General features: G+C 64.5%; 22 protein-coding genes. 12 read left to right on the top strand and 10 right to left on the bottom strand.

The genetic code is table 11. The annotated features are described in order from the left end of the window. Positions 1–423: adenylosuccinate synthetase (locus WBA11_RS11635; RefSeq protein ID WP_424520850.1), on the top strand; the 423-nt coding region annotated here is incomplete at its 5' end. Between the two features lie 71 nt (positions 424–494). Then, a complete protein-coding gene (locus WBA11_RS11630) occupies positions 495–1,799 on the top strand; it encodes a sensor histidine kinase (protein WP_424520849.1) in 1,305 nt (434 codons plus the stop codon). Here WBA11_RS11630 and WBA11_RS11625 read toward each other — a convergent pair. After that, positions 1,796–2,494 carry a hypothetical protein gene (locus WBA11_RS11625; protein WP_424520848.1) on the bottom strand — a complete coding sequence of 233 codons (699 nt, stop codon included), beginning with the start codon at positions 2,492–2,494 and terminating at the stop codon, positions 1,796–1,798. The two genes, WBA11_RS11630 and WBA11_RS11625, sit on opposite strands and share 4 nt — an antisense overlap. Next, entirely contained in the window at positions 2,491–3,345 is an 855-nt protein-coding gene (locus WBA11_RS11620; RefSeq protein WP_424520847.1) for an SAM hydrolase/SAM-dependent halogenase family protein, read from the bottom strand. The genes WBA11_RS11625 and WBA11_RS11620 overlap by 4 nt, the downstream gene beginning before the upstream one ends. A 61-nt stretch (positions 3,346–3,406) precedes the next feature. On the opposite strand from WBA11_RS11620, the gene WBA11_RS11615 reads away from it, so the two are divergent. From WBA11_RS11615 to WBA11_RS11605, 3 genes are read left to right on the top strand one after another with little or no spacing between them, the layout of a single operon-like run. After that, positions 3,407–3,979, top strand: coding sequence for a GbsR/MarR family transcriptional regulator (locus WBA11_RS11615; RefSeq protein WP_424520846.1), 573 nt, complete (start codon positions 3,407–3,409; stop codon positions 3,977–3,979). Beyond that, the gene (locus WBA11_RS11610) at positions 3,980–4,360 is read left to right on the top strand and encodes a YraN family protein (protein WP_424520845.1); all 381 of its coding nucleotides are present in this window, start codon (positions 3,980–3,982) and stop codon (positions 4,358–4,360) included. Next, positions 4,353–5,315 (top strand): isoaspartyl peptidase/L-asparaginase family protein, encoded by a 963-nt coding sequence (locus tag WBA11_RS11605; protein WP_424520844.1) that lies wholly within the window; start codon positions 4,353–4,355, stop codon positions 5,313–5,315. The genes WBA11_RS11610 and WBA11_RS11605 overlap by 8 nt, the downstream gene beginning before the upstream one ends. A 3-nt stretch (positions 5,316–5,318) precedes the next feature. Here WBA11_RS11605 and WBA11_RS11600 read toward each other — a convergent pair whose 3' ends face one another. The 3 genes from WBA11_RS11600 to WBA11_RS11590 all read right to left on the bottom strand — a co-directional run bounded on the left by WBA11_RS11600 (position 5,319) and on the right by WBA11_RS11590 (position 10,123). Then, positions 5,319–6,590, bottom strand: a complete 1,272-nt coding sequence (locus WBA11_RS11600) for a SpoIID/LytB domain-containing protein (RefSeq protein ID WP_424520843.1) — start codon at positions 6,588–6,590, stop codon at positions 5,319–5,321. Positions 6,591–6,885: 295 nt separating this feature from the next. Beyond that, positions 6,886–7,683 (bottom strand): LytR/AlgR family response regulator transcription factor, encoded by a 798-nt coding sequence (locus WBA11_RS11595; RefSeq protein ID WP_424520842.1) that lies wholly within the window; start codon positions 7,681–7,683, stop codon positions 6,886–6,888. Further along, complete coding sequence (locus tag WBA11_RS11590; protein WP_424520841.1) at positions 7,658–10,123, bottom strand: histidine kinase; 2,466 nt, start codon at positions 10,121–10,123, stop codon at positions 7,658–7,660. Before WBA11_RS11590 ends, WBA11_RS11595 begins: the two co-directional genes overlap by 26 nt. 55 nt (positions 10,124–10,178) lie before the next feature. On the opposite strand from WBA11_RS11590, the gene WBA11_RS11585 reads away from it, so the two are divergent. Further along, a complete protein-coding gene (locus WBA11_RS11585) occupies positions 10,179–10,964 on the top strand; it encodes a TatD family hydrolase (protein ID WP_424520840.1) in 786 nt (261 codons plus the stop codon). 195 nt (positions 10,965–11,159) lie between these two features. On the opposite strand, the gene WBA11_RS11580 is transcribed toward WBA11_RS11585, so the two are convergent. Together WBA11_RS11580 and pruA are read right to left on the bottom strand one after the other, a co-directional pair. Next, positions 11,160–11,639: a hypothetical protein gene (locus WBA11_RS11580; protein ID WP_424520839.1), complete on the bottom strand. Its 480-nt coding sequence runs from the start codon at positions 11,637–11,639 to the stop codon at positions 11,160–11,162. A gap of 11 nt (positions 11,640–11,650) precedes the next feature. Further along, positions 11,651–13,288: an L-glutamate gamma-semialdehyde dehydrogenase gene (gene pruA, locus WBA11_RS11575; protein WP_424520851.1), complete on the bottom strand. Its 1,638-nt coding sequence runs from the start codon at positions 13,286–13,288 to the stop codon at positions 11,651–11,653. 109 nt (positions 13,289–13,397) lie between these two features. Here pruA and WBA11_RS11570 point away from each other — a divergent pair, with 109 nt between their 5' ends. The 5 genes from WBA11_RS11570 to WBA11_RS11550 all read left to right on the top strand — a co-directional run bounded on the left by WBA11_RS11570 (position 13,398) and on the right by WBA11_RS11550 (position 17,387). Then, positions 13,398–14,654 (top strand): ABC transporter permease, encoded by a 1,257-nt coding sequence (locus WBA11_RS11570; protein WP_424520838.1) that lies wholly within the window; start codon positions 13,398–13,400, stop codon positions 14,652–14,654. A gap of 66 nt (positions 14,655–14,720) precedes the next feature. Beyond that, positions 14,721–15,194: a redoxin domain-containing protein gene (locus WBA11_RS11565; protein WP_424520837.1), complete on the top strand. Its 474-nt coding sequence runs from the start codon at positions 14,721–14,723 to the stop codon at positions 15,192–15,194. After that, complete coding sequence (locus tag WBA11_RS11560; RefSeq protein ID WP_424520836.1) at positions 15,187–15,582, top strand: molybdopterin synthase catalytic subunit; 396 nt, start codon at positions 15,187–15,189, stop codon at positions 15,580–15,582. Before WBA11_RS11565 ends, WBA11_RS11560 begins: the two co-directional genes overlap by 8 nt. A 3-nt stretch (positions 15,583–15,585) precedes the next feature. Then, positions 15,586–16,572 carry a phosphate acetyltransferase gene (gene pta / locus WBA11_RS11555; RefSeq protein ID WP_424520835.1) on the top strand — a complete coding sequence of 329 codons (987 nt, stop codon included), beginning with the start codon at positions 15,586–15,588 and terminating at the stop codon, positions 16,570–16,572. Between the two features lie 11 nt (positions 16,573–16,583). Next, a complete protein-coding gene (locus WBA11_RS11550) occupies positions 16,584–17,387 on the top strand; it encodes a nitrilase-related carbon-nitrogen hydrolase (protein WP_424520834.1) in 804 nt (267 codons plus the stop codon). On the opposite strand, the gene WBA11_RS11545 is transcribed toward WBA11_RS11550, so the two are convergent. The 3 genes from WBA11_RS11545 to WBA11_RS11535 are packed head-to-tail and all read right to left on the bottom strand — an operon-like array spanning position 17,372 to position 20,231. Beyond that, positions 17,372–18,310 carry a phosphoribosylaminoimidazolesuccinocarboxamide synthase gene (locus WBA11_RS11545; protein WP_424520833.1) on the bottom strand — a complete coding sequence of 313 codons (939 nt, stop codon included), beginning with the start codon at positions 18,308–18,310 and terminating at the stop codon, positions 17,372–17,374. The two genes, WBA11_RS11550 and WBA11_RS11545, sit on opposite strands and share 16 nt — an antisense overlap. Beyond that, a complete protein-coding gene (locus WBA11_RS11540) occupies positions 18,307–19,338 on the bottom strand; it encodes a LacI family DNA-binding transcriptional regulator (RefSeq protein ID WP_424520832.1) in 1,032 nt (343 codons plus the stop codon). Before WBA11_RS11540 ends, WBA11_RS11545 begins: the two co-directional genes overlap by 4 nt. A gap of 35 nt (positions 19,339–19,373) precedes the next feature. Continuing rightward, the gene (locus WBA11_RS11535; protein WP_424520831.1) at positions 19,374–20,231 is read right to left on the bottom strand and encodes a bifunctional hydroxymethylpyrimidine kinase/phosphomethylpyrimidine kinase; all 858 of its coding nucleotides are present in this window, start codon (positions 20,229–20,231) and stop codon (positions 19,374–19,376) included. Positions 20,232–20,320: 89 nt separating this feature from the next. Between WBA11_RS11535 and WBA11_RS11530 the strand changes: the two genes are divergently transcribed. Continuing rightward, positions 20,321–20,654 (top strand): ABC transporter ATP-binding protein (locus tag WBA11_RS11530; RefSeq protein WP_424520830.1); only part of this gene is annotated, 334 nt, incomplete at its 3' end.

The raw sequence follows: 20,654 nt of genomic DNA, 5'->3' as shown, positions 1-20,654 counted from the left end.
ACCGGCGAGAAGCTGCGCGCCGAGGGCGCCGAGTTCGGGGCCACGACCGGCCGCCCTCGACGCTGCGGGTGGCTCGATCTGGTCGCGCTCAACTACACCTCCAGGCTCAACGGATTCACCGAGATCGCCGTCACCAAGCTCGACGTGATGGCTGTCTTGGACGAGCTCAAAGTGTGCACTGCGTACGACCTCGAGGGCGGAAAGCAGTCCACGCGCTTCCCGACGGATCTCAGGACGCTCAGCCAAGCCAAGCCCGTCTACGAGACGCTCCCAGGCTTTTCGGGCGACCTCAGAGAAGCCGATTCGATCTCCGACCTTCCCCAGACGGCCCAGGACTACCTGGACTTTATGAGTGCTCAGCTCGGTGTCCCGATCTCGGTCGTCGGCACCGGACCAAAGCGGGAAGAGACCTTGGTCGCCTAGCCGCTGAGGAACGTGGGATCAGGACCGAGCGCGTCGCGGTTGCGACCCGTCACTGCTAGCACCTGACCCACATGCGCGCGTATCGCACGACGACGAAGCTCAAGCTGGGTCTCATCCTGGCCGCGGTCGCGATCGGCGTGTCGTCATTGGCCTTTACGCAGCGGCTCGCCTCGCAACTCGAGGCCCAGGACGAGCGGGCCGTCGAGCTCTGGGTCAGCGCCCTCGAGTTCGTCTACGCCACCAACCCCGCGGCACAGGGCGACGACGCCTCGCTGTGGGCTGCCCTCGAGGACGCGCTCATAAGCTCCGACCTCGAGGACGACCAAAGAGCGCGGCTCGCCGCAGGTCTCGACTCGCTCCGCGACGTCGCTCCGGCTGACGGGCTCGACTTCGTGTTCACGCAGATCGTCGAGCCCAACCGCTTTAACGTCCCGGCCATCATCACAGACCAGGCCATGACCTACGTGGCCGCGTCACGGAACGTCGAGGCCGAAGGGGAGGGGGGGATCGAGCTTGCCCGCGACATGGGCCGGTTCCATGACCCGATCCTCCTTGAGGACGCCCCCGGAGGACCACAGCTGGTCCACTACGGTGAAAGCCCTCTTGCGCGCTTGATCCGGCTCTTCCCGATCGTCCAGCTCGGGGTCGTCGGCTTGTTCATCCTGGTCGGCTACTTAGGGTTCTCTTACGTCCGACGGAGCGAGCAGTCGAACCTGTGGGTCGGCATGGCGAAGGAGGCCGCGCACCAGCTCGGGACGCCGCTGTCCTCGATGATCGGGTGGATCGAGCTCTTGCGCCTCGAGGGCGCTGTCGATCCTGCCATGGTCGCCGATGAGCTCGAGCAGGACACCGAGCGTCTTAAGCGCGTCGCCGACCGGTTCGAGAAGATCGGCTCCAAGCCCGACCTCGAGGCGCTGCCGCTGCTGCCCGTCCTCGAGGGCGTCGCGGACTACATCCGCCGCCGTGTCCCCCAACTCGGATCCCCGGTCGCCATCGAGGTCGACGTGCCCGCCGATCTCCGGGCCATGGTCAACGTGGACCTGTTCGAGTGGGTCGTCGAGAACTTGCTCAAGAACGCCCTCGACGCCTTGGAAGGAGAGGACCGGGCGCACACGATCACGATCGTCGGGCGGAGGGAGCCATCGCGCGTGGTGGTCGATGTCTCGGACACCGGCAAGGGGATGGACCGCGCGACGGCTCGTCACGTCTTCCGCCCGGGGTTCTCGACGAAGCGCCGCGGGTGGGGGCTCGGGTTGAGCTTGGCCCGGCGAATCGTCGAGTCCTACCACGGGGGTTCGCTCGCCGTTGCGGATTCGAGGCCGGGAGCCGGGACCACGTTCCGAATCGGTCTCGTCGAGCCGGAGCCGCTTACCTAGGTCGCGACCGTCTGGCGGATCAACTCCGCGATAGCCTCATCGGGGGTGATAGCGGAGAAGATCATGGACCGCTTGCGCCACGTGACCACGTAATGGCCATTGACCACGCGCGAGTCGACGGGGCTGGGCTCACTGAGAACAGCGTACACGGCGTCGGGCAAATCGAACACGCGCCCGACTCGGTCAAGCAATATGTAGTCGTATGCGAAGACGTGAGCTCGCGCGTCATCCGCACCTTCGTATCGGAATGCTGGGATCTGGACGGGCACGGCCGGCATGGCCTCGCCAGGTTTGATCTCGCCGATATCGCAGATCGAAGCCGCCACGAGCGCAATCGCGGTGAACTCGGGCGGTGGTACGGACCACCCGAGCTCGTTGAGCACGAGCTCGCGCGCGTCGTCCGGGACGGTGGTGACGAGATCGGGTTGGAGGTTCTCCGCTGTCGCTACGAGCCGTTCCAGTAGATCCGATGTCTCTTGGTCTTCCGGTGTAAACAGCCATAGGACGAGTCCCACACCAGCGAGAACCAGTGCGACGAATCCTGCTGACTTGAGCCAGGAAGACAGGGTCGATGTCTCGGCAGTCTCGCGGCTTTGGACTCGGTCGAAGGCCGGCAGGTCCTGGATACGACTTTTAGCAGGCTCCGCCTGGAGGCCGCCCTCTGAGGGACGGTCGTCTTCATCTAAAGAAGTCATCCTGCGACGGGCTCGACGAGAGCCTCGGGGACCGAATCGTAAACGAGCGTGACGGGATCACCGCGGTCAACGGAGAGAAGGGAGGCGGCGTGGCCGCCGTTTACTGCGATCTCGAGGTGTCCCGTGCTGCCGAACAACGTCAGCGCCTCACCAGCGGCCGTCTGGCCATAGGTGCGTTCGTGAATCCGCACGACGGCCGACCCAACGTAGCACTTGAATCGCCGGCCTCTCCCGAACCGCTCAATGTCTGGTGCTTTGATGTTCGTGATGCAGTTTCCGAATCGATCGACGTGAAGGACCATGCCATGGGTGCTCTCATGGTCCATTCTCGGGGATGGCCAGTGCATCCGGGTTACGTCCTGTGTCATGGTCCCGACCTCGATGAGCCGAGCGTTGTCGGCGAGCCTTGCAGCGACCGGGCCGAACACGTCGCGGCCGTGAAAGGTGGACGATAGCTGAGGGGACGACCACGCCGTGGGGTCGTTCAACTCGACGACGTGATGGATCGACTCGCCTGCGATCAACGGCAGCAAGCCGTTGTCGGGACCGACGAACATGTGCTCGCTCGTACCAACCCCGAACGTCGCAGCGATGGCCTTGCGAGTCGTCCCGACCTCCGGATCCACGACGACGAGGTGGATGCTCCCAGCAGGTGAATAGGGGATGACCTGCTTGACCACGAATGCGGCTTCCATCACGTCCTGCGCCGGGATCTGATGCGTGACGTCGAGAAACCGAACGAGCGGATTGACGCGTAGCATGGACGCCTTCATGGCGGCCACGTACCCGTCGTGGGTGCCGAAGTCGGTAGTGAGCGTGACGAGCACAGTCAAGCCGTAAGAGAGGTGCAAAGTACCTCGCTGAGTCCGGATACGGCGCACCGCTATCTTCGAGCCTTACCCGACCGCGAACGTGCCAGAAACACCCCCCGTAAACCTTAGCGACCGAGGCCAGCGCGCTCTCGACGAGTTTGTGCTGTTGTGGGGCGAGATGGCGTCGCATTGGGGCATCAATCGAACGATGGCGCAGATCCACGCGCTCCTGTATGCAGCGGCGAGGCCGTTGGACACCGACGAGATCATGGAGCGACTCCAGATCTCGCGTGGCAACGCGAACATGAACCTCCGAGCGCTGGTCGACTGGGATCTCGTTCGTAAAACGCATCAGCTAGGGTCCCGGAAAGACTTTTTCGTTGCCGAGTCCGACGTCTGGACGATTACGACGACGATCATCGAAGAGCGTCAACGCCGAGAGATCAAGCCCGTGCAGCGCGCCCTCGACGCCGTCTCTTCAGACTTGCGAGCGTCGGAGCTGACCCAGGCAGACGAAGCACTCGCCAATCGCGTGGACGCACTCGTCGAGATCGTAGATGTGTTCGAGGGCTTCTCGAACGCGCTGCTGCCGCTCGTTCGAGGTCGCGGCGGAGACCAGGTGCGCCGCGTCTCTAAGTTCGCGTCCCGCCTGCGTCGCAACGACGAGGACTAGATGACCACAGCTGAGATTGGGCGGAAGGGTGAAGACGCTGCCGTCGCCCACCTCGAGGCGAACGGCTACCGCATTCTCGAGCGCAACTTCCGGTTTTCGCGCGAGGAGATCGACATCGTCGCGTTTGAGCCGAACGAGCGCGACGACGGGGGCATGATTGCTTTTGTGGAGGTCAAGGCTCGTAGCGGTGATGGGTACGGCCGCCCCGAAGCCGCTGTCGACACGGCCAAACAGAAAGCGATCAAGCGCGTCGCGGAGGCGTACTTGCACGAGCGCCGCCTGATTCCCTCGCCTACCCGCTTCGACGTCATCGCGGTGCACCTCCGCGGGCCCCAGGTCGAGATCGAGCACTTTAAGCACGCGTTTGGACACTTTGGGTGACCTCGAAGTCACCTCGGCGGCGCTCCCCGGCGACGGGCCGCTCGTCCTGGTCCACGGCGGCGCCTGGGACATCCCTGACCACGTCCTCGATGCCCACGAGCGAGGGCTGATGCGTGGTCTGAGGATCGGTGAGCGAGCACTCTCGCGGGGTCAGAGCGCTCTCGACATCGCCGTCGAGGTGGCCGCCGCCCTCGAGGACGACGGCACGTTCGACGCCGGTCGCGGCTCCGTGCTCGACCTCGATGGGCTGCCGCAGCTCGACGCCGGCCTCATGGAAGGCTCGTCGATGCGCTGGGGCGCCGTCGCCAACGTGCGGTCTTTGCCCAACCCGATTCGAGCGGCGCGGGCTGTCCTCGAGGACGAGCGACAAGCTCGGCTGCTGGTCGGGGAGGGCGCGGAGCGGTTTGCGGCGGAGAGCGGGCTCCCAGCCGTCGCGACGCGAGCGATGATCAGCGACCGCGAGCAGGAACGGTACGAGCGGCTTCTCGCGTACCGCGCGTCTCACCCCGAGCACGCAGCGTCGGCTCAGATGGACGTGCCGAAAGGCACAGTGGGGTGTGTCGTCGTCGACCTCGAGGGTGGCCTGGCCTCGGCGACCTCGACGGGCGGAGCGCCGTTGACGCAGCCGGGTCGCGTCGGAGACTCTCCGATCGTTGGGTCCGGCTTTTACGCAGACGGATTCGCCGCTGCATCGGCGACCGGATGGGGAGAGGCCATCGCGACCGTCCAGCTCTGCGCACGCGCAGTCCGACGCGTCGAGGACGGCCTCGAGGTCGAGAAGGCCGCGTCCAAAGGACTCCTCGAACTGGCCGAACGGGTACCGTGGGCCTCCGTCGTGCCGACGGCCGGACTGCTGCTCGCCGATGCTGCGGGCCGTGCTACCTGGGCCTACTCCACCCCACGCATGGCGAGAGCCTTTTGGAGGCCAGGCCTTGATCCTTACGTCGGCGTCTGACGTCTACCAGGCCGTCCTCCGCGTTCGTGTGAGCGATCTCGGTGGCTCATCTCGAGTGCGGTCTCGGATGATGCGCTGGGGCGGGGCGTATCGCCGCGTCGACGACGCCTGCCGCGAGTCCGCGATCTGGACGGGCGCCACCATGGCAGCCCCTCCCGAGACCTCGGTGCCCGAGAAGTAGTGCGAGAGGATCTGGCGGTAGGTGCGGCCCTCGCGCGCCTGACCCATCGCCCCGTACTGGCTCATGCCCACACCGTGTCCGAACCCGGCGCCTCGAAAGACATAGCGATCTCCCTCAACTGTGATGTCGACCTTCGTGCTACGAACCGTCCTCCATCCGAGTCGTGCGTTGATCGCGCTTCGGAGTTGGTTCCCGCTGATCTCGGACCTGTCAGCGCCGATGAGCCTCACCCGGTGAATCCTGTCAGACGGGGTTCTTGACACGACCTCGATGCCCTGTACGCGCCCACCGTACCGCGCCGACAGAGCGCTGAGGACCGCCTGTCGGTCGGCCGAGGTCTCCCAGCGGTGGTCGGGTGCGCCCCGGTCGTAGGGGTCGGGCACGGCGCGTAAATATGGCACCGGATTTCCGTTCCAGATGTTCTCGTTGCTCGCCGTGTGCCCGCCCGATGACGAATGGTAGTACGCGTCGGCGAGGTCCCCTTGGTAGGTAAGGACCTGGCCCGACGTGAACAGCGCCGCGTTGCGCGAAACAGGCGTCACTGTCGCCGCTCCCTTGTACACTTGCGAGCCGGTGTGGTCGTGGACGTCGAAGTGCTCGTTCTGGCCGAGACGTCTCGCAGCGTAGGTCCGGGCCAGGATCGCCTGGGCCTTGTTGGCCTCGAGGACGTCGAACCCGAGCTCGCTCGCGACGACGCTCGCCACATAGGGCGCCATGCGGACGTGGTTGACGAGCTCGAGGTGGCCATCAGTCGACGTGACGTGCAGGTCTCCCTCGTACGTCCGAACGGTGTCCCCGGCGCGGAGGATGAACCTGCTCCCATCGAGCACGATGTCGGCCGCCGAGACGCCCACGTCTCGCCCGTCGAGTTGGACCAGTCCGCCCCTACCCACGAGCGTTACAGACTCCCCAAGCTCGATCCGTCCTCGAAGGTCACCATCTACGATGACAGTGACAGAAGTCTCGACGGCTGCGAACTCGACGCTCTCGAGGGACGTCCGGCCCAGAAGCTCTACCCTAACGATTGTGTCGGAGGTTACTTGTGCCTGAAGCGGCAGCGCTAGGAGGAGGAACGTGTACCGAACGAGAGGCATGGAGGTCGCGACAGAGGCGACCCGGATATCGTCGGCGAGGCGAAACCACCCAAGTGGCGAGTACTTGTGGAACGGCAACGTGCCGATCCGACCGGTGAATGCTGCTCATCGCGAGGTAGAACCTGCCCTCAGGGCGAAGTAGGGTTCGACCAATGGCTCGCGTCCAGAGCTGCCCGCGTTACCGATCCTCCGTGATGGTTACGAACATTCCGCACGTCACCCCTTCTGGCAGGTCTACCAGCACCCTCGAAGTCGCCACACGTCCAAACTTGTGTTAACGGCTCTGTGTGGGGCTCTACAGCGAGAGGCGGTCCTTCAGGTCGCGCGAGCGAGCCCGGCTCGCGGTGATCTCGTGGCCGTCCTCGAGGACGAGCTTGTAGCGACCGGAGAACCACGGCACCATTTCTCGGATCGCGCTCAGGTTCACGATGGCGTTGCGGTGGACGCGCATAAACCGGGCGGGGTCGAGCCGGCCCTCGAGGGCGTCGAGGGTGTACCCGACGAGGTGACGCTGTGTCTTCGAGTCGCGGGGCGAGCGCACGAACAGGCTGGTGATGCTGTCGTTGACCTCGACGGCGAGAACGTCTAGCGCGTCGATGACGTGGAGACGGTCGTGCCCCTGGACCGTAAACCGCTCGACAGGTGTGCCGGTCTCGGGGTTGGTCGCTTGGTCGAGCGTGTCGAGCAGGTCCGCGAGACGGTCGTCGGTGTCTTCCCCAGCGCTGTGACGGGCTTCGACGCGAGAGATCGCGCGTTCGAGGCCGTCGGCTGAGATGGGTTTGAGCAAGTAGTCCGTCGCGTTCGCTTCGAACGCCTGGATCGCGTACTCATCGTAGGCCGTCGCGAACACCACGTCAGGACGCCGTCCCGGGGGGAGCCGCTCCAGGACGCCAAATCCATCCACTTCCGGCATCCGCACGTCGAGCAACGCGAGGTCGAAGGACGTGTCTTTCAGGATCGTGACGGCTACGACGCCGTCACTCGCTTCCTCGGGCTCTCGGATCCGACCGCTCTCGACGAACGGCTCGAGAAGTCTGCGGAGACGGGAACGGGCCGGAGCTTCGTCGTCAACGATCAGGACGCTCAGTGCCATTGTGCGAGGAGTCGATGGGGAGGGTTAGAGATGCGCGGACGCCGCTCTCGTGCGGGACGACCTCGAGGGCGGCGGCGGTACCGTACAAGAGGTGGAGACGGTCAGAGACATTACTCAGGCCGACCCCGAACGTAGCGCCCCCCGGCGGCAGTCCGGCGCCCGTGTCCGTGACCACGACCTCGAGGTGATCATCCGTCCTCGAGGCAGCTACCCCGACCGCGCCTCCGCCTCGTTTTCGCTCGATCCCGTGCTTGACGGCGTTCTCGACGAGGGTCTGGACCGCGAACGCGGGGACGTGTAGGTCCAAAAGGTCTGACGGCACGTCGACGTCGACCTCGAGGGCGTCTCGGAACCGGGCCTCTTCGACGCTCAGGTACCGCTCGACGAGTCGCATCTCGTCGCGAAGGGACACCTCGGTCTCGCCGCTCGCATTGAGGACGTCGCGAAACAGCGCGGCCAGGTTTTCGACCGTCGCCTCGGCCTCGTCGGGGCGGTCCCGAATCAAGGCGGCGACCGTGTTGAGCGCGTTGAACAGGAAGTGCGGGTTGATCTGCGCGCGGAGCGCGGCCATCTCCGCGTCCGCCGTCTGGCGTACGAGCGCGCGTTCGCGGTCCAAGAGCCGGATCCTCTCGACGGCGACGGCGAGCTGGGCCGCAAGGGCTCGCATCCGTTCGACATCCTCGGTGTCGTACACCGCGATCCGACGGTCTTTTCGTCCGAGCGCGATCAGGCCAACCGGTATTCCGGGGCCGGTCGTGACAGGGATGGCGAGCGCGACGCCGAGGCTCATGAGTCGCTCGGTGTCCGAAAGCGGGAGCTCTGCTTCGTTGAGCTCCTCGTTGCGAGACCACACCTGGCCCTGATTCCGAATCCGTTCCCAGACGGCATCGAGGTCGGCCTGGGTAAACGTCGGGGCCTCTGGTCGATAGGCTGCTCTCACCCAGCGCTCGTCTTGCGTCTGGCGGCCGGCCTGAAGAAAGACGACGGCGGACCGAACATCGAGGGCGCCGCCGATCTCGTTCACGGTCTCTCTCGCCAGCTCGTCCACATCGAGGATGGTGCGGAGGCGGTCGCCGAACCGGTCGAGCAGTCCGCGAGCGCGCTGCCTCGAGGACTGGAACGCCCGCTGCGACCACTCGCGAGCGATCGGTGAGCCTCGCTCGACCAAGAGTAGGATTGCAACCACCAAGATTCCCAAGGCGATCGGCTCGGACCCACTCGGCATGACGGCGTCGAGGAGCGTGTCGCCTAGGGTCACGGCTGCGAATGCGACCCCCAGCGTGGCGACCGTCGCGATGCTTCTCGCGAGCAAGACGTCGAACGACCCGTACCTCAGCGTCGCGAACGAGACCAGCGCGACAGGGAACAGCGACAAAAGCTGGAAGCCGATCACGAACCAGGCCGTCTGGAGGCTTTTGTCCGCGCTGGATGGACCGATGCGTGTGGAGACGATAAAGGCTCCGATGACAGCGATGACGAAGACGACCGCACTCCCGACTCGGCTCCATCGAGGCCCTGGGATCGACACGGCGGGCGGTGCCGGGGAGAGCGTCGTGACGAGCGTCGCGCCGGCCACGTATACGCAGACGTAAAACAGGATCGGGACGACGAACGCATCGGGCGGTAGCGGACCGACCCGACCGACGAGCGTCGCGACCACGACGCCCGCGCCCAAGACGATTGCCGGCACGGCGAGCACCCACCGTTGACGGCCGAGGGCGATGAGGGCTTCACGGGACCGGAGGCTTTGGTCGAGCAGCAACGCTGGGTAGATGATCCACCCTGCGAGCGCGGCCAATGTCAATACGTCGAACGCCGTCCCACGGATTGAAAACCCTGCCGGTGGTGGGCCGAGCACGGACACCCAGGCGAGTCGCATCCAGTTGATCCCGACCCACGCGAGCGCGGCCCCGATCAACCTTTTCTCGCGAAGCGCGCGTCGGCTCCGTCTGGCGAGAGGGGATACTGTCAGGAGCGCGAGCAGATGGAGGAGCGCCACGATCCCGAACCCCCAGATCGAGAACGTCCAAATCGCACCGCTCACCGGATAGAGAAACGTCGGATACCGATCGATGCGAACGTCGGCCTCGAGGGAGCGACCTTGGCGCACGACCTGGTAACCGAGCACCGTGCCCGTGCCACGGGTCACCTGGTTCTCCACGTCCTCGAGGGTGCGAATCCGGCCGGCATCGATCTCGAGCAGGCGGTCGCCGACCTCGAGGCCGGCTCGCTCGCCCGACGATTTCGGGGCCACGTACGAGGCCGTGATCCGGCCGTCGGCCTCGATCCAGCGGACACCGTCGAACCCTTGCGGAGGCGTGTTGGTCAGCGGCAGCCCGATCGTGCGTCGGTACTCGGCCCACTCGAGGCCGAGAGAGGCGAGAGGCAGGAGCGAGAGTCCGACCAGGGCGAGAGCGAGCCAGCGAGGCGCTTGAGCCATCGTGGAATCTAGACCGGCTCTGGAGCGTGGCACCGTCCATCGATCTGTCACCCACGTGTACGTCGACACCCACGTCCATCTCTACCTCGACGCCTTCGAGGCCGACCGTGACGCCGTCGTCGAGCGTGCCCGTGACCTGGGTGTGGATCGGATGCTTTTGCCGGCCGTCGATGTTGACTCCATCGCGCTCGCCCTCGAGTTGTCGGACCGCTATGCGGGAGTCTGGGCGATGGCCGGGCTGCATCCGACCTACCTCGAGGCCGACAATCGACTCTCTCTCCGGGCCGTCGAACGCGCCCTCGAGGACGAGCGTGTGCTCGCGGTGGGAGAGACCGGGCTGGACTATTACTGGAGCCGCGATCTCGAGGCCGAGCAACGTGACGCACTCCGTCGGCACGCCGAGCTCGCCCTCGAGTACGATCTGCCGATCGTGCTCCACAACCGCGACGTCAAGGGAAGCGAGGACTCGTCGAGGGACATCGTCTCCGTGCTCTGTGACATCGGCGACTCCTTTAAAGGCGTGTTCCATTGCTTCGGCGGCCCAGAGTGGTTGGCACAGGAGGCGCTCGGTCTCGGCTTCCACGTTGGCTTGGGCGGGACCTTGACGTTCAAGAACGGAGGCGTCCCGGAGGCCATCGAGGACGTCCCCCTGAGCCGGATCGTCCTCGAGACGGACGGACCCTACCTCGCACCCAGCCCTCACCGAGGGACGAGGAACGAGCCGGCGTACGTCCCACTCGTCGCCCAACGCCTCGCCGAGCTGCGCGGCCTCGAGGTCGAGGAGGTCGCCCGAGCGACCACTGCCGCAGCGGAACAGCTCTTCGCGATCCCTACCCTCTAAGGCCGCGGTCGCCACGGTAGTGGCAGCGGACGCAACGCGATACGGTTCTCGCGTCCTCGAGGGCGGACCAGCAGTTGGGGCACGCTGTCGCGAGCGGCCGGTGGACAACGGGATGTATTATTCCGTTATTGCAATATAGGGTCCCGCTATCAAAAAGGGTCTTTCCCTGAAGGGTGGCAGGACGGGGAGAGGGGTTCACGGCTGCATCGGCGACGACGACCAGATCAAGGCCTCGCCTTCGCGCGCAGACGCTCGAAACGCTTCGACGAGGTCGTCGAACTCCGGCCAGTCTGCGCGCGCGAACGTCACGATGGCGTCGCCCAACCCAACGGTCAGCTCCCCGTAGGCCAATCGCGCGGACACGACGGGCTGTAACACCCCCTGTTGAGGTCTAGCCGACGCATCCCAGACCGTCAGGACCGACGCGAACGGCCCTCGGATATCGACGATGGCGGGTGTCTTGGTGAGCGACCCCTGGCCTACGAACACGGCCAGAGCGTACGCCACGGCTGCCGCCCCGACGAACGGCCATAAGATGTTTTGTCCCTGCAACGCCGCCGCCAAGCCGACGGTCATCACGGTCAGCAACGCGATGGCGACGGGCCGGGCTTGAGCGCGCAACACAAGCCACGACCTCGACGCTTCACCTGGGTAATGGACGCTTTCGAAGCGCACGGCTCCTTGGGCTACTCGTCGGAAGCTTCGAGGAACGGGTACGCAAAATGCCTCGCCGGTACGAACGTCTCCTTGATCGACCGGAGGCTGGCCCACCGGAGCAGGTTCAGCTTGGACCCGGCCTTGTCATTCGTCCCAGATCCCCGGGCGCCACCGAACGGCTGTTGGCCCACCACAGCGCCCGTTGGCTTGTCGTTGAGATAGAAGTTTCCAGCCGCGTCGGCCAACCGGTCCGTTGCATGGGCCAACACCGCTCGGTCTTGGGAGAAGACGGCTCCTGTCAGAGCGTACGGGCTGGTCGCATCGACGAGATCGAGGAGCTCATCGAAGTTGCGGCCCTTCGAGACGTGAACCGTGGCGACGGGACCGAAGATCTCTTGCTCCATCGTCTCGTAGCCCGCGTCCTCAACGACCAGAACAGTCGGGTCGATAAAGTAGCCGTCGTCTCGGCGGTAGGACCCTCCGTGCGCTACGGTTACGCCGTCCGCTTTCTGCGCTCGGTCGATGTAGCCGGTGATCTTGTTGTAGGCGCGCTCATCGATCACGGCGTTGACGAAGTGACTGAAATCGTCCACTGGCCCGACGGTGATCTCTTCCATCTGCTCAGCCAGCGAGCGCTCCACATCGGGCCAGATTGCCTCGTCGATGTACACGCGGCTCGCCGCCGAGCACTTTTGACCCTGGTACTCGAAGGCTCCGCGTACGATCGCCGTCGCGACGGCTTGGGGGTCTGCGCTCTCGTGAGCCACGATAAAGTCTTTGCCCCCCGTCTCGCCCACGATCCGTGGATAGGTCCGGTAGTGATCGAGGTTCGAGCCGATCGACTGCCAGAGGTGGTTGAAGGTGGCCGTAGATCCCGTAAAGTGGAGGCCGGCCAGGTGCTCACTCGCGAGCACAGGGTCTCCCACGTCTGCTCCGTCACCAGGCAAGAATTGGATCACGCCCGGTGGCAACCCAGCCTCCTCCAAGAGATCGACGATGACCTGGGCGGAGTAGGTCTGGGTGGGTGCCGGCTTCCAGATGACCGTGTTGCCCATGAGCGCTGGCGCGGTCGGCAGGTTGGCGGCGATCGAGGTGAAGTTGAACGGGGAGACGGCGAACACGAAGCCCTCGAGGCCGCGGTATTCCGTTCGGTTCCAGACCCCGGGCGCGCTGATCGGTTGCTCCGAGAGAAGGTCCCGCAGGAACGCTACGTTGAATCGGAAAAAGTCCACCATCTCGCAAGCCGCGTCGATTTCGGCTTGGTAGGGGTTTTTCGATTGGCCGAGCATCGTCGCCGCGTTCATCCGGTCCCGGTACGGCCCGGCGAGCAGCTCTGCAGCTTTGAGAAAGATGGCGGCGCGATCGGTCCAGGCCATCCGGCTCCAATCATGGCGAGCCTTGAGAGCGCCCTCGATGGCCCGCTCGACGTCTTCGGGACGAGCCTTATGAAACTGCCCCAGCGTTTGCCCCAGGTTGTGCGGCTGGAGGATGGTTTCCGTGCGTCCCGTTTCAACACGCTGGCCGTCGATCACGGGCTGGATGTCTACCTCCTGCCCGCGCAAGGCCTCGAGGGCGAATCGTAGCGATGCCCGCTCGGGACTGCCGGGCGCGTAGTCGCGGACGGGTTCGTTGCGGGGCGGGGGAGCGGTCGCGATCGCGTTGTGCATGGGGGTCAAGGGAGGGACTTCAAGATAGAGGGGGCGTAGATCCAGCACGTCCTCGAGGACGCCCCGGTCGCCAAGAGATCGAGCGATCTTCCGGTTTGCCTCGCCCTCGATGATCGGACCCTTCGAACGAACCCTGGCTCTCCGCTACCTCCGTGGAGCCGAAGGCCGGGACGAACGCCGTGCGTTTCTCCGGTTCGTCGTCGTGGCCGCCATCGGCGGTGTCGCCGTGGGGACCGGGGCGCTTCTGCTGGCGCTCATGATCGTCCGAGGGTTCAGCCGTGAGATCGAGTCCAAGATCGTGGGTTTCGGACAGCACGTGCAGGTCGAGAGCTTTATCGGTCAGCCGCTCGACAACGCGCCCGAGCTCGAGAGGGAGATCCTCGAGGTCGCGGGAGTCACTCGAGTATCACCCGCGGTCGTGGACTTCGGGCTGCTCAGCGCGCGCTCCGGTGACCGGTCAGAAGTTGACGGGCTTCTCCTCTGGGGGACGGCCCCCGACGATCTGCCATTCGTCGCGCGGCGGACGACGGAGGGGGTGCTCGCCTTCGAGGACGACGCCGACGGGCGGCCGGGCGTCGTCCTCGGCAAACGGCTCGCCACGCGCCTCGGGGCGTCCGTCGGTGATCGGCTCACGGCGTATTCGACTCGAGGATTGGCCGGTGGCCAGATCCAGTCGCGACCTCGATTCAAGCAGTTCCACGTTGCCGGCATCTTCGACACAGGGCTGGGTGACTTCGACGACCGGTTCGCGTTCATCGCCCTCGAGGACGCGCGGTCCCTCTTCTCCTACGCGCCGGACCAAGTCTCGCGCTTCGACGTCTCGATCGCTGACCGGTCTCGCTCGAAAGAGGTCGCGACCGCGATCACCGATGAGGTCGGTCCGCCCTTGTTTGCGCGACCCATCGAGGACGTCTACAGAGGGCTGTTCGCCTGGGTCGAGCTGCAGCAGAGCATCGTACCGCTCGTGATCTCGATTCTGGTCATCGTCGCAGCGTTCAACATCATCGGGGCGCTGTTGATGGTGGTGCTCGAGAAAGCTCGCGAGATCGGGACCGTGCTGGCGATGGGGGCGAGCAGAAAAGCCGTCCGGCGACTGTTTTTGGTGTTCGGGTTCATGGTCGGCATCATCGGATCCGCGCTCGGGGTCGGGGCCGCCGTCGGGTTCGGCGCGCTCCAGTCGCGGTTCGGAGTCTTGAAGCTCCCCCAAGATGCGTACTACCTCGATCGGGTGCCGATCGAGATCAGTGGCACCGATGTCGTGATCACCGTTATTGCAACAGTGTTTCTGTGCGTCCTCGCAGCCTATCTGCCCGCACGCACAGCGTCAGGAATCGAGCCGATTCGGACCATTCGGTTTGGGGGGTAGGGGAGGGATGCGCGCGAACCCTGCTCGGAGAGGCGCGTTGCTCAAGCTCCCCTCTTCCTCTTCGACATGGCTCTATCCCCAGGCGACTCTGCGCCGGACTTTACCCTCCCGGACGACACGACGACGTCCTTCAATCTCTCCGACGAACTCGCCGACGGCCCGGTCGTCTTGCTCTTTTTCCCAGGTGCCTTCACGAGCGTCTGCACGACCGAACTGAACACGGTCGGCAACGACTACAAGAAGTACCAGGACCTGGGAGCCCAAGTCGTCGGCATCTCGACGGACTCCCCGTTTGCACTGGCTGAGTTCAAGAAGGTCAACGGATTCCCGTTCCGGCTCCTCTCGGACCACAACGCTACCGTTTCGGCTGACTACGGCGCGAAGTACGACAACGACTTTACGCCGATGAACCTGGACCGCATCTCCAAGCGGGCCGCATTCGTGATCGGGCGCGATGGCACAGTAAAATCTGCCGAGGTCCTCGAGAACGCGGGCGAGCAGCCCGACTTCGACCGGGTCCTCAGCGCCCTCGATGCCTAGCGACGACGCGCTCTGGGTCGAGATGTCATCTGAGAACCTCAACCTCGAGGCCGCACACGCGTTTCTCGTTCATCCGAATGCCGGCGGGACGTGTGTGTTTGTAGGGCGAACGAGGCGGTGGACGGCCGGAGATGAAACGTCGGCTCTTCGCTATGAAGCCTACGAGCCCATGGCCATCGCCGAGCTCACTCAGCTTGGGCGACAAGCTCGGGAGCAGTGGGAGTTGGCACGCGTTGTTGTCCTGCACCGGCTCGGTATCGTCGAGGTCAGCGAGGCCTCCGTTGTCGTCGGGGTTGCCAGTCCTCATCGCGCAGCTGCCTTCGAAGCCGCTCGCTGGTTGATCGACACGCTCAAAGAATCCGTCCCCGTTTGGAAAACAGATCTCTGACCCATGTCCGCATTCTCCTTTTCAGATCTCCACGACCGGGCGCGCGCGCTCAAAAAGCGCATCGCTCTCCCAGAGGGCGAAGACCCACGGACCATCGAGGCCGCGGCGTGGCTCTCGACGCACGATGTCGCTCGGCCGATCTTGATCGGCAAAGAGACCACGATTCGAAAGGTGGCCGCCGACACCGGAGTCGACCTCGATCATCGGATCCCCATCGTCGATCCGGCTACGTCGCCCAACCTTCAGGCCTACGCTCAGGCGCTCTTTCAGAAGAGGAAGCACAAAGGCCTCACGTACGAGTCCGCCCTCGAGGTCGCCCAAGACGTGCTGTACTTCGGTGACCTGATGGTGGACGCGGGCGATGCCGACGGGTGCGTCGCCGGCGCGGCTCATCCATCCCCAGACGTCGTACGGGCAGCAATCCACGTTTTGGGCGTGGCAGAAGGGTCCGCCTTGGTCTCGTCCTTCTTTCTGATGGTGCTTCCAGATGGTCGGCCGCTCACCTATGCGGATTGTGGCGTGAACCCCACGCCGGACCCCTCGCAACTTGCGTCCATCGGTATCGATGCCGCGCGCAATCACGAGTACCTGACGGGCGAGACTCCGCAGGTGGCGTTCCTGTCGTTCTCGACGAAAGGCTCGGCAGACCATCCAGCCGTCGATGCCGTGAAAGAAGCTGTCCGTTTAGCTCGGGAGCAGGCGCCATCGCTCGCATGCGACGGGGAGCTCCAGTTCGATGCCGCGTTCGATCCAGGCGTGGCGAAGAGGAAGGCGCCCCAAAGCTCCGTGGCTGGACAGGCAAACGTGTTGGTGTTTCCAGATCTCAACGCGGGAAACATCGGCTACAAGATCACACAGCGAATCGGCGGGGCGGAAGCGTTTGGCCCGGTGCTCCAAGGGCTGAGGCTTCCCGCCAACGATTTGTCTCGAGGCTCGGACTGGGAGGACATTGCGAACGTGGCGACGATCACTGCGATCCAGGCTGGTTAGCTGTTATTGCAATGACCATTGCGTGTATTCAAACCAACCCAAAACGAGGAGACGCACGCGCTAATATTGAGGACGCGCTGCACCTCCTACGGCAGGTTGACGCTGACCTGGTCGTTTTGCCGGAGCTCTTTTCGTCGGGCTACTTTTTTGAGTCCACCTCGCAGGCGCACGACCTCGCCGAGGATCCGGTCACGGGGCCAGCAAGCATCGCGCTCCAGTCATGGGCACGAGAGACAGGATCCAGCGTTGTCGCAGGGATCCTCGAACGGAGCGGGGACGACCTCTACAACTCAGCGATCGTCGTCACGCCGAAGGGGGTGCTGGGTACCTACCGGAAGAACCACCTCTACTATGAGGAAGGCCTCCACTTCGAGCAGGGCGACGGCTTCGAGGTGTGGACCGTGACAGATCGGAAAGGGGGCTCGTACCGCCTGGGAGTGATGGTCTGCTTCGATTGGTTCTTCCCCGAGTCAGCTCGCACCTTGGCCGATCGTGGGGCGGACGTGATCGCGCACCCGTCGAACCTCGTGATGCCGCACTGTCCGAGCGCGATGCCTATCCGAGCTCTCGAGAACGGCGTGTTCACGGCCACCGCGAACCGGATCGGATCCGAATCGAAGGGCGCCGAGACGCTGACGTTTATCGGCCAGAGCATCATCTGTTCACCGTCCGCCGACGTCCTCGCGAAAGCGCCTGGGGACGACGTCGCCGTCATCGAGGCCGAGATCGACGTGGCTCGCGCTCGAGAGACCAAGCTGAACGCCTACAACGACAGGCGGACCGACAGGAGGCCAGACATCTACAGCGCCCGCTGAACGGCCTCCGTAACCCGACGGGTCGGGTCGTCCTCGAGGTCGGGGACGAAGGTTTGGCCCGTGATCGTCTCGTAGAGCTCGATGTACCGAGCGCTCACTTGCTCGACAAATGCTCGAGGCATGTTCGGTAATTTCTGCCCTTTGAGGCCGCGGAAATCGTGGTCCATCAGCCATTCGCGGACGAACTCCTTCGAAAGCTGCCGTTGGGTCTGACCTGCTGACAGCCTCTCTTCGTACTGGTCCGCGTAGTAGTACCTCGAGGAGTCCGGCGTGTGTACCTCGTCGATGACCAGCAAGCGGCCATCCGGCGCGCGACCGAACTCATACTTGGTGTCGACGAGGATGAGCCCTCGCTCGGCCGCGATCTGGGTCCCTCGTGCGAAGAGCGACAGCGCAGTCGACGCCGCTACTTCGAGGGTTTCGGCATCCAGCAGGCCCCGGTCCAGGATCTCATCACGCGTGACGTCCTCGTCGTGACCCTCGACGGCTTTGGTGGCGGGGGTGAGGATCGGCGTCGGGAGGGCTTGGGACTCCCGGAGTCCATCTGGCAGCGCCTCCCCGCAAATGTCTCGGCCGCCTTCCTTATAGACGCGCCATGCGTGTCCCGCCAGGTATCCGCGGACGACGAACTCGATCGGCAGGGGTTGACAGGCCACCCCGATGGTCACGTTCGGATCGGGGACCTCGAGGACGTGGTTCTCGGCTACGTCAGCGGTCTGCTCGAAAAAGAACGCCGCGACTTGGTTGAGAACCTGGCCCTTGAGCGGAATCGCCTGGTTCAGGACGTGGTCGAAGGCCGAGATCCGGTCCGTCGTGACCAGCACGATGCGGCCGTCCTCGAGAGTGTACGTGTCGCGGACCTTGCCTTGGTAGCGCGTCCCGACCTCGAGGTCGGTGGCCGCGAGAGGAGGGGGGAGGGTCACCGGCGGGCGGGTCCAGACGAGCTGCGGACGTTGAGCGTGAGGGGGAGCTGGACGTCGACTCGGTCGTTCGAGTCGCCTGAGAGCCGGGAGAGGAGCCGGTCCATCGCGACGCGGCCGGCCAGGTGCATGCCCTGAGCTACGGACGTGAGATCGAGAAAGCGGCTCGTCTTTAGATCGTCGTACCCGACGATCGAAATGTCGCGTGGGACCCTTACGCCCATGTCTCGCGCCTTGGCCCACGCTCCGTACGCCTGGACGTCGGAGGCTGCAAAGACGGCTGTGGGGCGGTCCTCGAGGTCGAGGAGTTGCTCCATGGCTTCGGCTCCGGCTTCTTCGGAGTATCCGGCATGCTTCGCCGTTTTCCCGGCTACGACCAGGCTGGGGTCGAACTCGACGCTCGCCTCGGCGAGGGCACGCTTGTACCCATCGAGTCGGGGAGCGGCGTTCGTGCTCCATGACTGAGCCGAGATCAGTCCGATCCGTTCGTGACCTTGTTCCAATAAATAGGACGTGGCCTTAAACGCGCCGGCCTCGTCGTCCCACCAGTAGGCATCGAGGTCGGGGTGGCGGCTCCCCAGGAGAACGACCGGAGCCTGGAGGTTCAACAGCTGATCGGTCGCGTCGCCCTCGATGGGGAGTGCCATCAGTAGCAACGCGTCGACAGCTCCACGGTCCAAAAACCGCCGAAGTGTGGGGTAAGGCTGTGCCGAACCCAGGTTGCAGAGCAGGAGGTCGATGTCCTTGTCCCGCAACGCATCCTTGACGCCCTTGAGCATCTCGACGAAGAACAGCGACGTGGCCGACGGCAGCGCGACCGCCACAGACGTGGTCGACTTCTGCGCAAGGATTCTGGCAGTCCGCTGGGGCTGAAACTGGAGCTTGCGGATCGCGTCCTGGACTCGTCCTCGCGTAACGTCTGAGACTTCGCTGGACGCGTTGATCACGCGCGAGACCGTCGAAATGGCAACGCCCGCCTCATCGGCGACGTCGTAGATCGTCGGGCGTCCTCCAGATGGTCGGTCGGGCATAGCGATAACGGGGATCGGTTCCCGGAAGCTACCCGCTACGAAGCCGACTCTGCAGGTCGGTTCATAGCCAAGCTGTAGTCGAGTCGAGGCGCGTATCCGTCGACCTCGAGGGCGTGCCGGACTGAGTCGGTCGCGTAGCGCTTCGCCTTTTGCAGGGCGACCTCGAGGTCGGAGCCTTGAATCATGCCCAGAAGTGCCGCCATCGCAAATGCGCTAGATGCCCCGTCCGGGGCTGCATCGAGGTAGGGCGCTTCGAACAGTGCGAAGTCCTCGCCATCGAAGAGCAAGTCGGCGAACAGCCTGTTTGCGTCTCCGTTATTGGTGTTGCCTGGATCATCGGCCGCATCGTAAAAGCGGTACGGAAGTGAGCCGCAGCGAATAACGACGGCCTTGGCACCGCGATTGCAGATGCGCTGGGCTGCGACCTGGGCGTCGTCGAGGGACTCGATTTGACCTCCGGTGACCAACTCTGCGTCGGCTTTGGAGATCGTGACCAGGTCGGCGGCTCCGAGATGCTGCGCGACGGCGTCGATGCCTCTCGCGGACAGAACCGTTTCGCCACTCGGTCCTGATGCGACCAAGTCCAGAACGACCGGCCCGCCCAAGCTCGGCGCGGCCTCGAGGACGGCGTTCGCGGTTTTGGGTCCTCCCAAAATCCCAATCTTGACGCCGGCCACCGGACCGACCTCGAGGACGTGATCGAGTTGAGCGATGACGGTGTCCACGGGGACGTCAGTCACGTCACTCACGAGCGAGTCGCTAGCGACCACGATAGAGGTGTAGACGGGCCGTGGCGCGAGTCCGAGCGCTCGCGAAGCGAGAACATCGGCTGAGATTCCTCTCTCGGACCCAGTGTAGGCGGATCCGATAACACAGACGGGAAGCAATGACATAGACTGGATTTGATCTGGAAGGTCAAGCTACGGGCGTCATCTCCGAAGCTCCTGACCTCTATTTTCTCATCCGTACTGTCCAGCTCTACATGGCCCGCGTCGAACTCGATCATGTCCGAAAGGTGTATGACAACGGGTTCGAGGCCGTTCACGACGTCGTCCTGTCCATCGAGGACGGTGAGTTTGTCGTCCTGGTCGGCCCGTCGGGTTGTGGCAAGTCCACGACTCTACGCATGATCGCGGGGCTCGAGTCGATCTCCTCGGGCACGCTGAGCATCGGCGATCGCGTGGTCAATGACGTCGAGCCGAAGGACCGGGACATCGCGATGGTTTTCCAGAACTACGCGCTCTACCCGCACATGTCGGTCTTCGACAACATGGCGTTTGGGCTCAAGTTGAGGAAGCGTCCAAAGGACGAGATCA

Source organism: Rubrivirga sp. (assembly GCF_049648075.1).
Classification (GTDB): Bacteria; Bacteroidota; Rhodothermia; order Rhodothermales; family Rubricoccaceae; genus Rubrivirga.
Note: the sequence above shows the minus strand (reverse complement) of the source record. Positions and strands in the feature narration are given on the sequence as shown.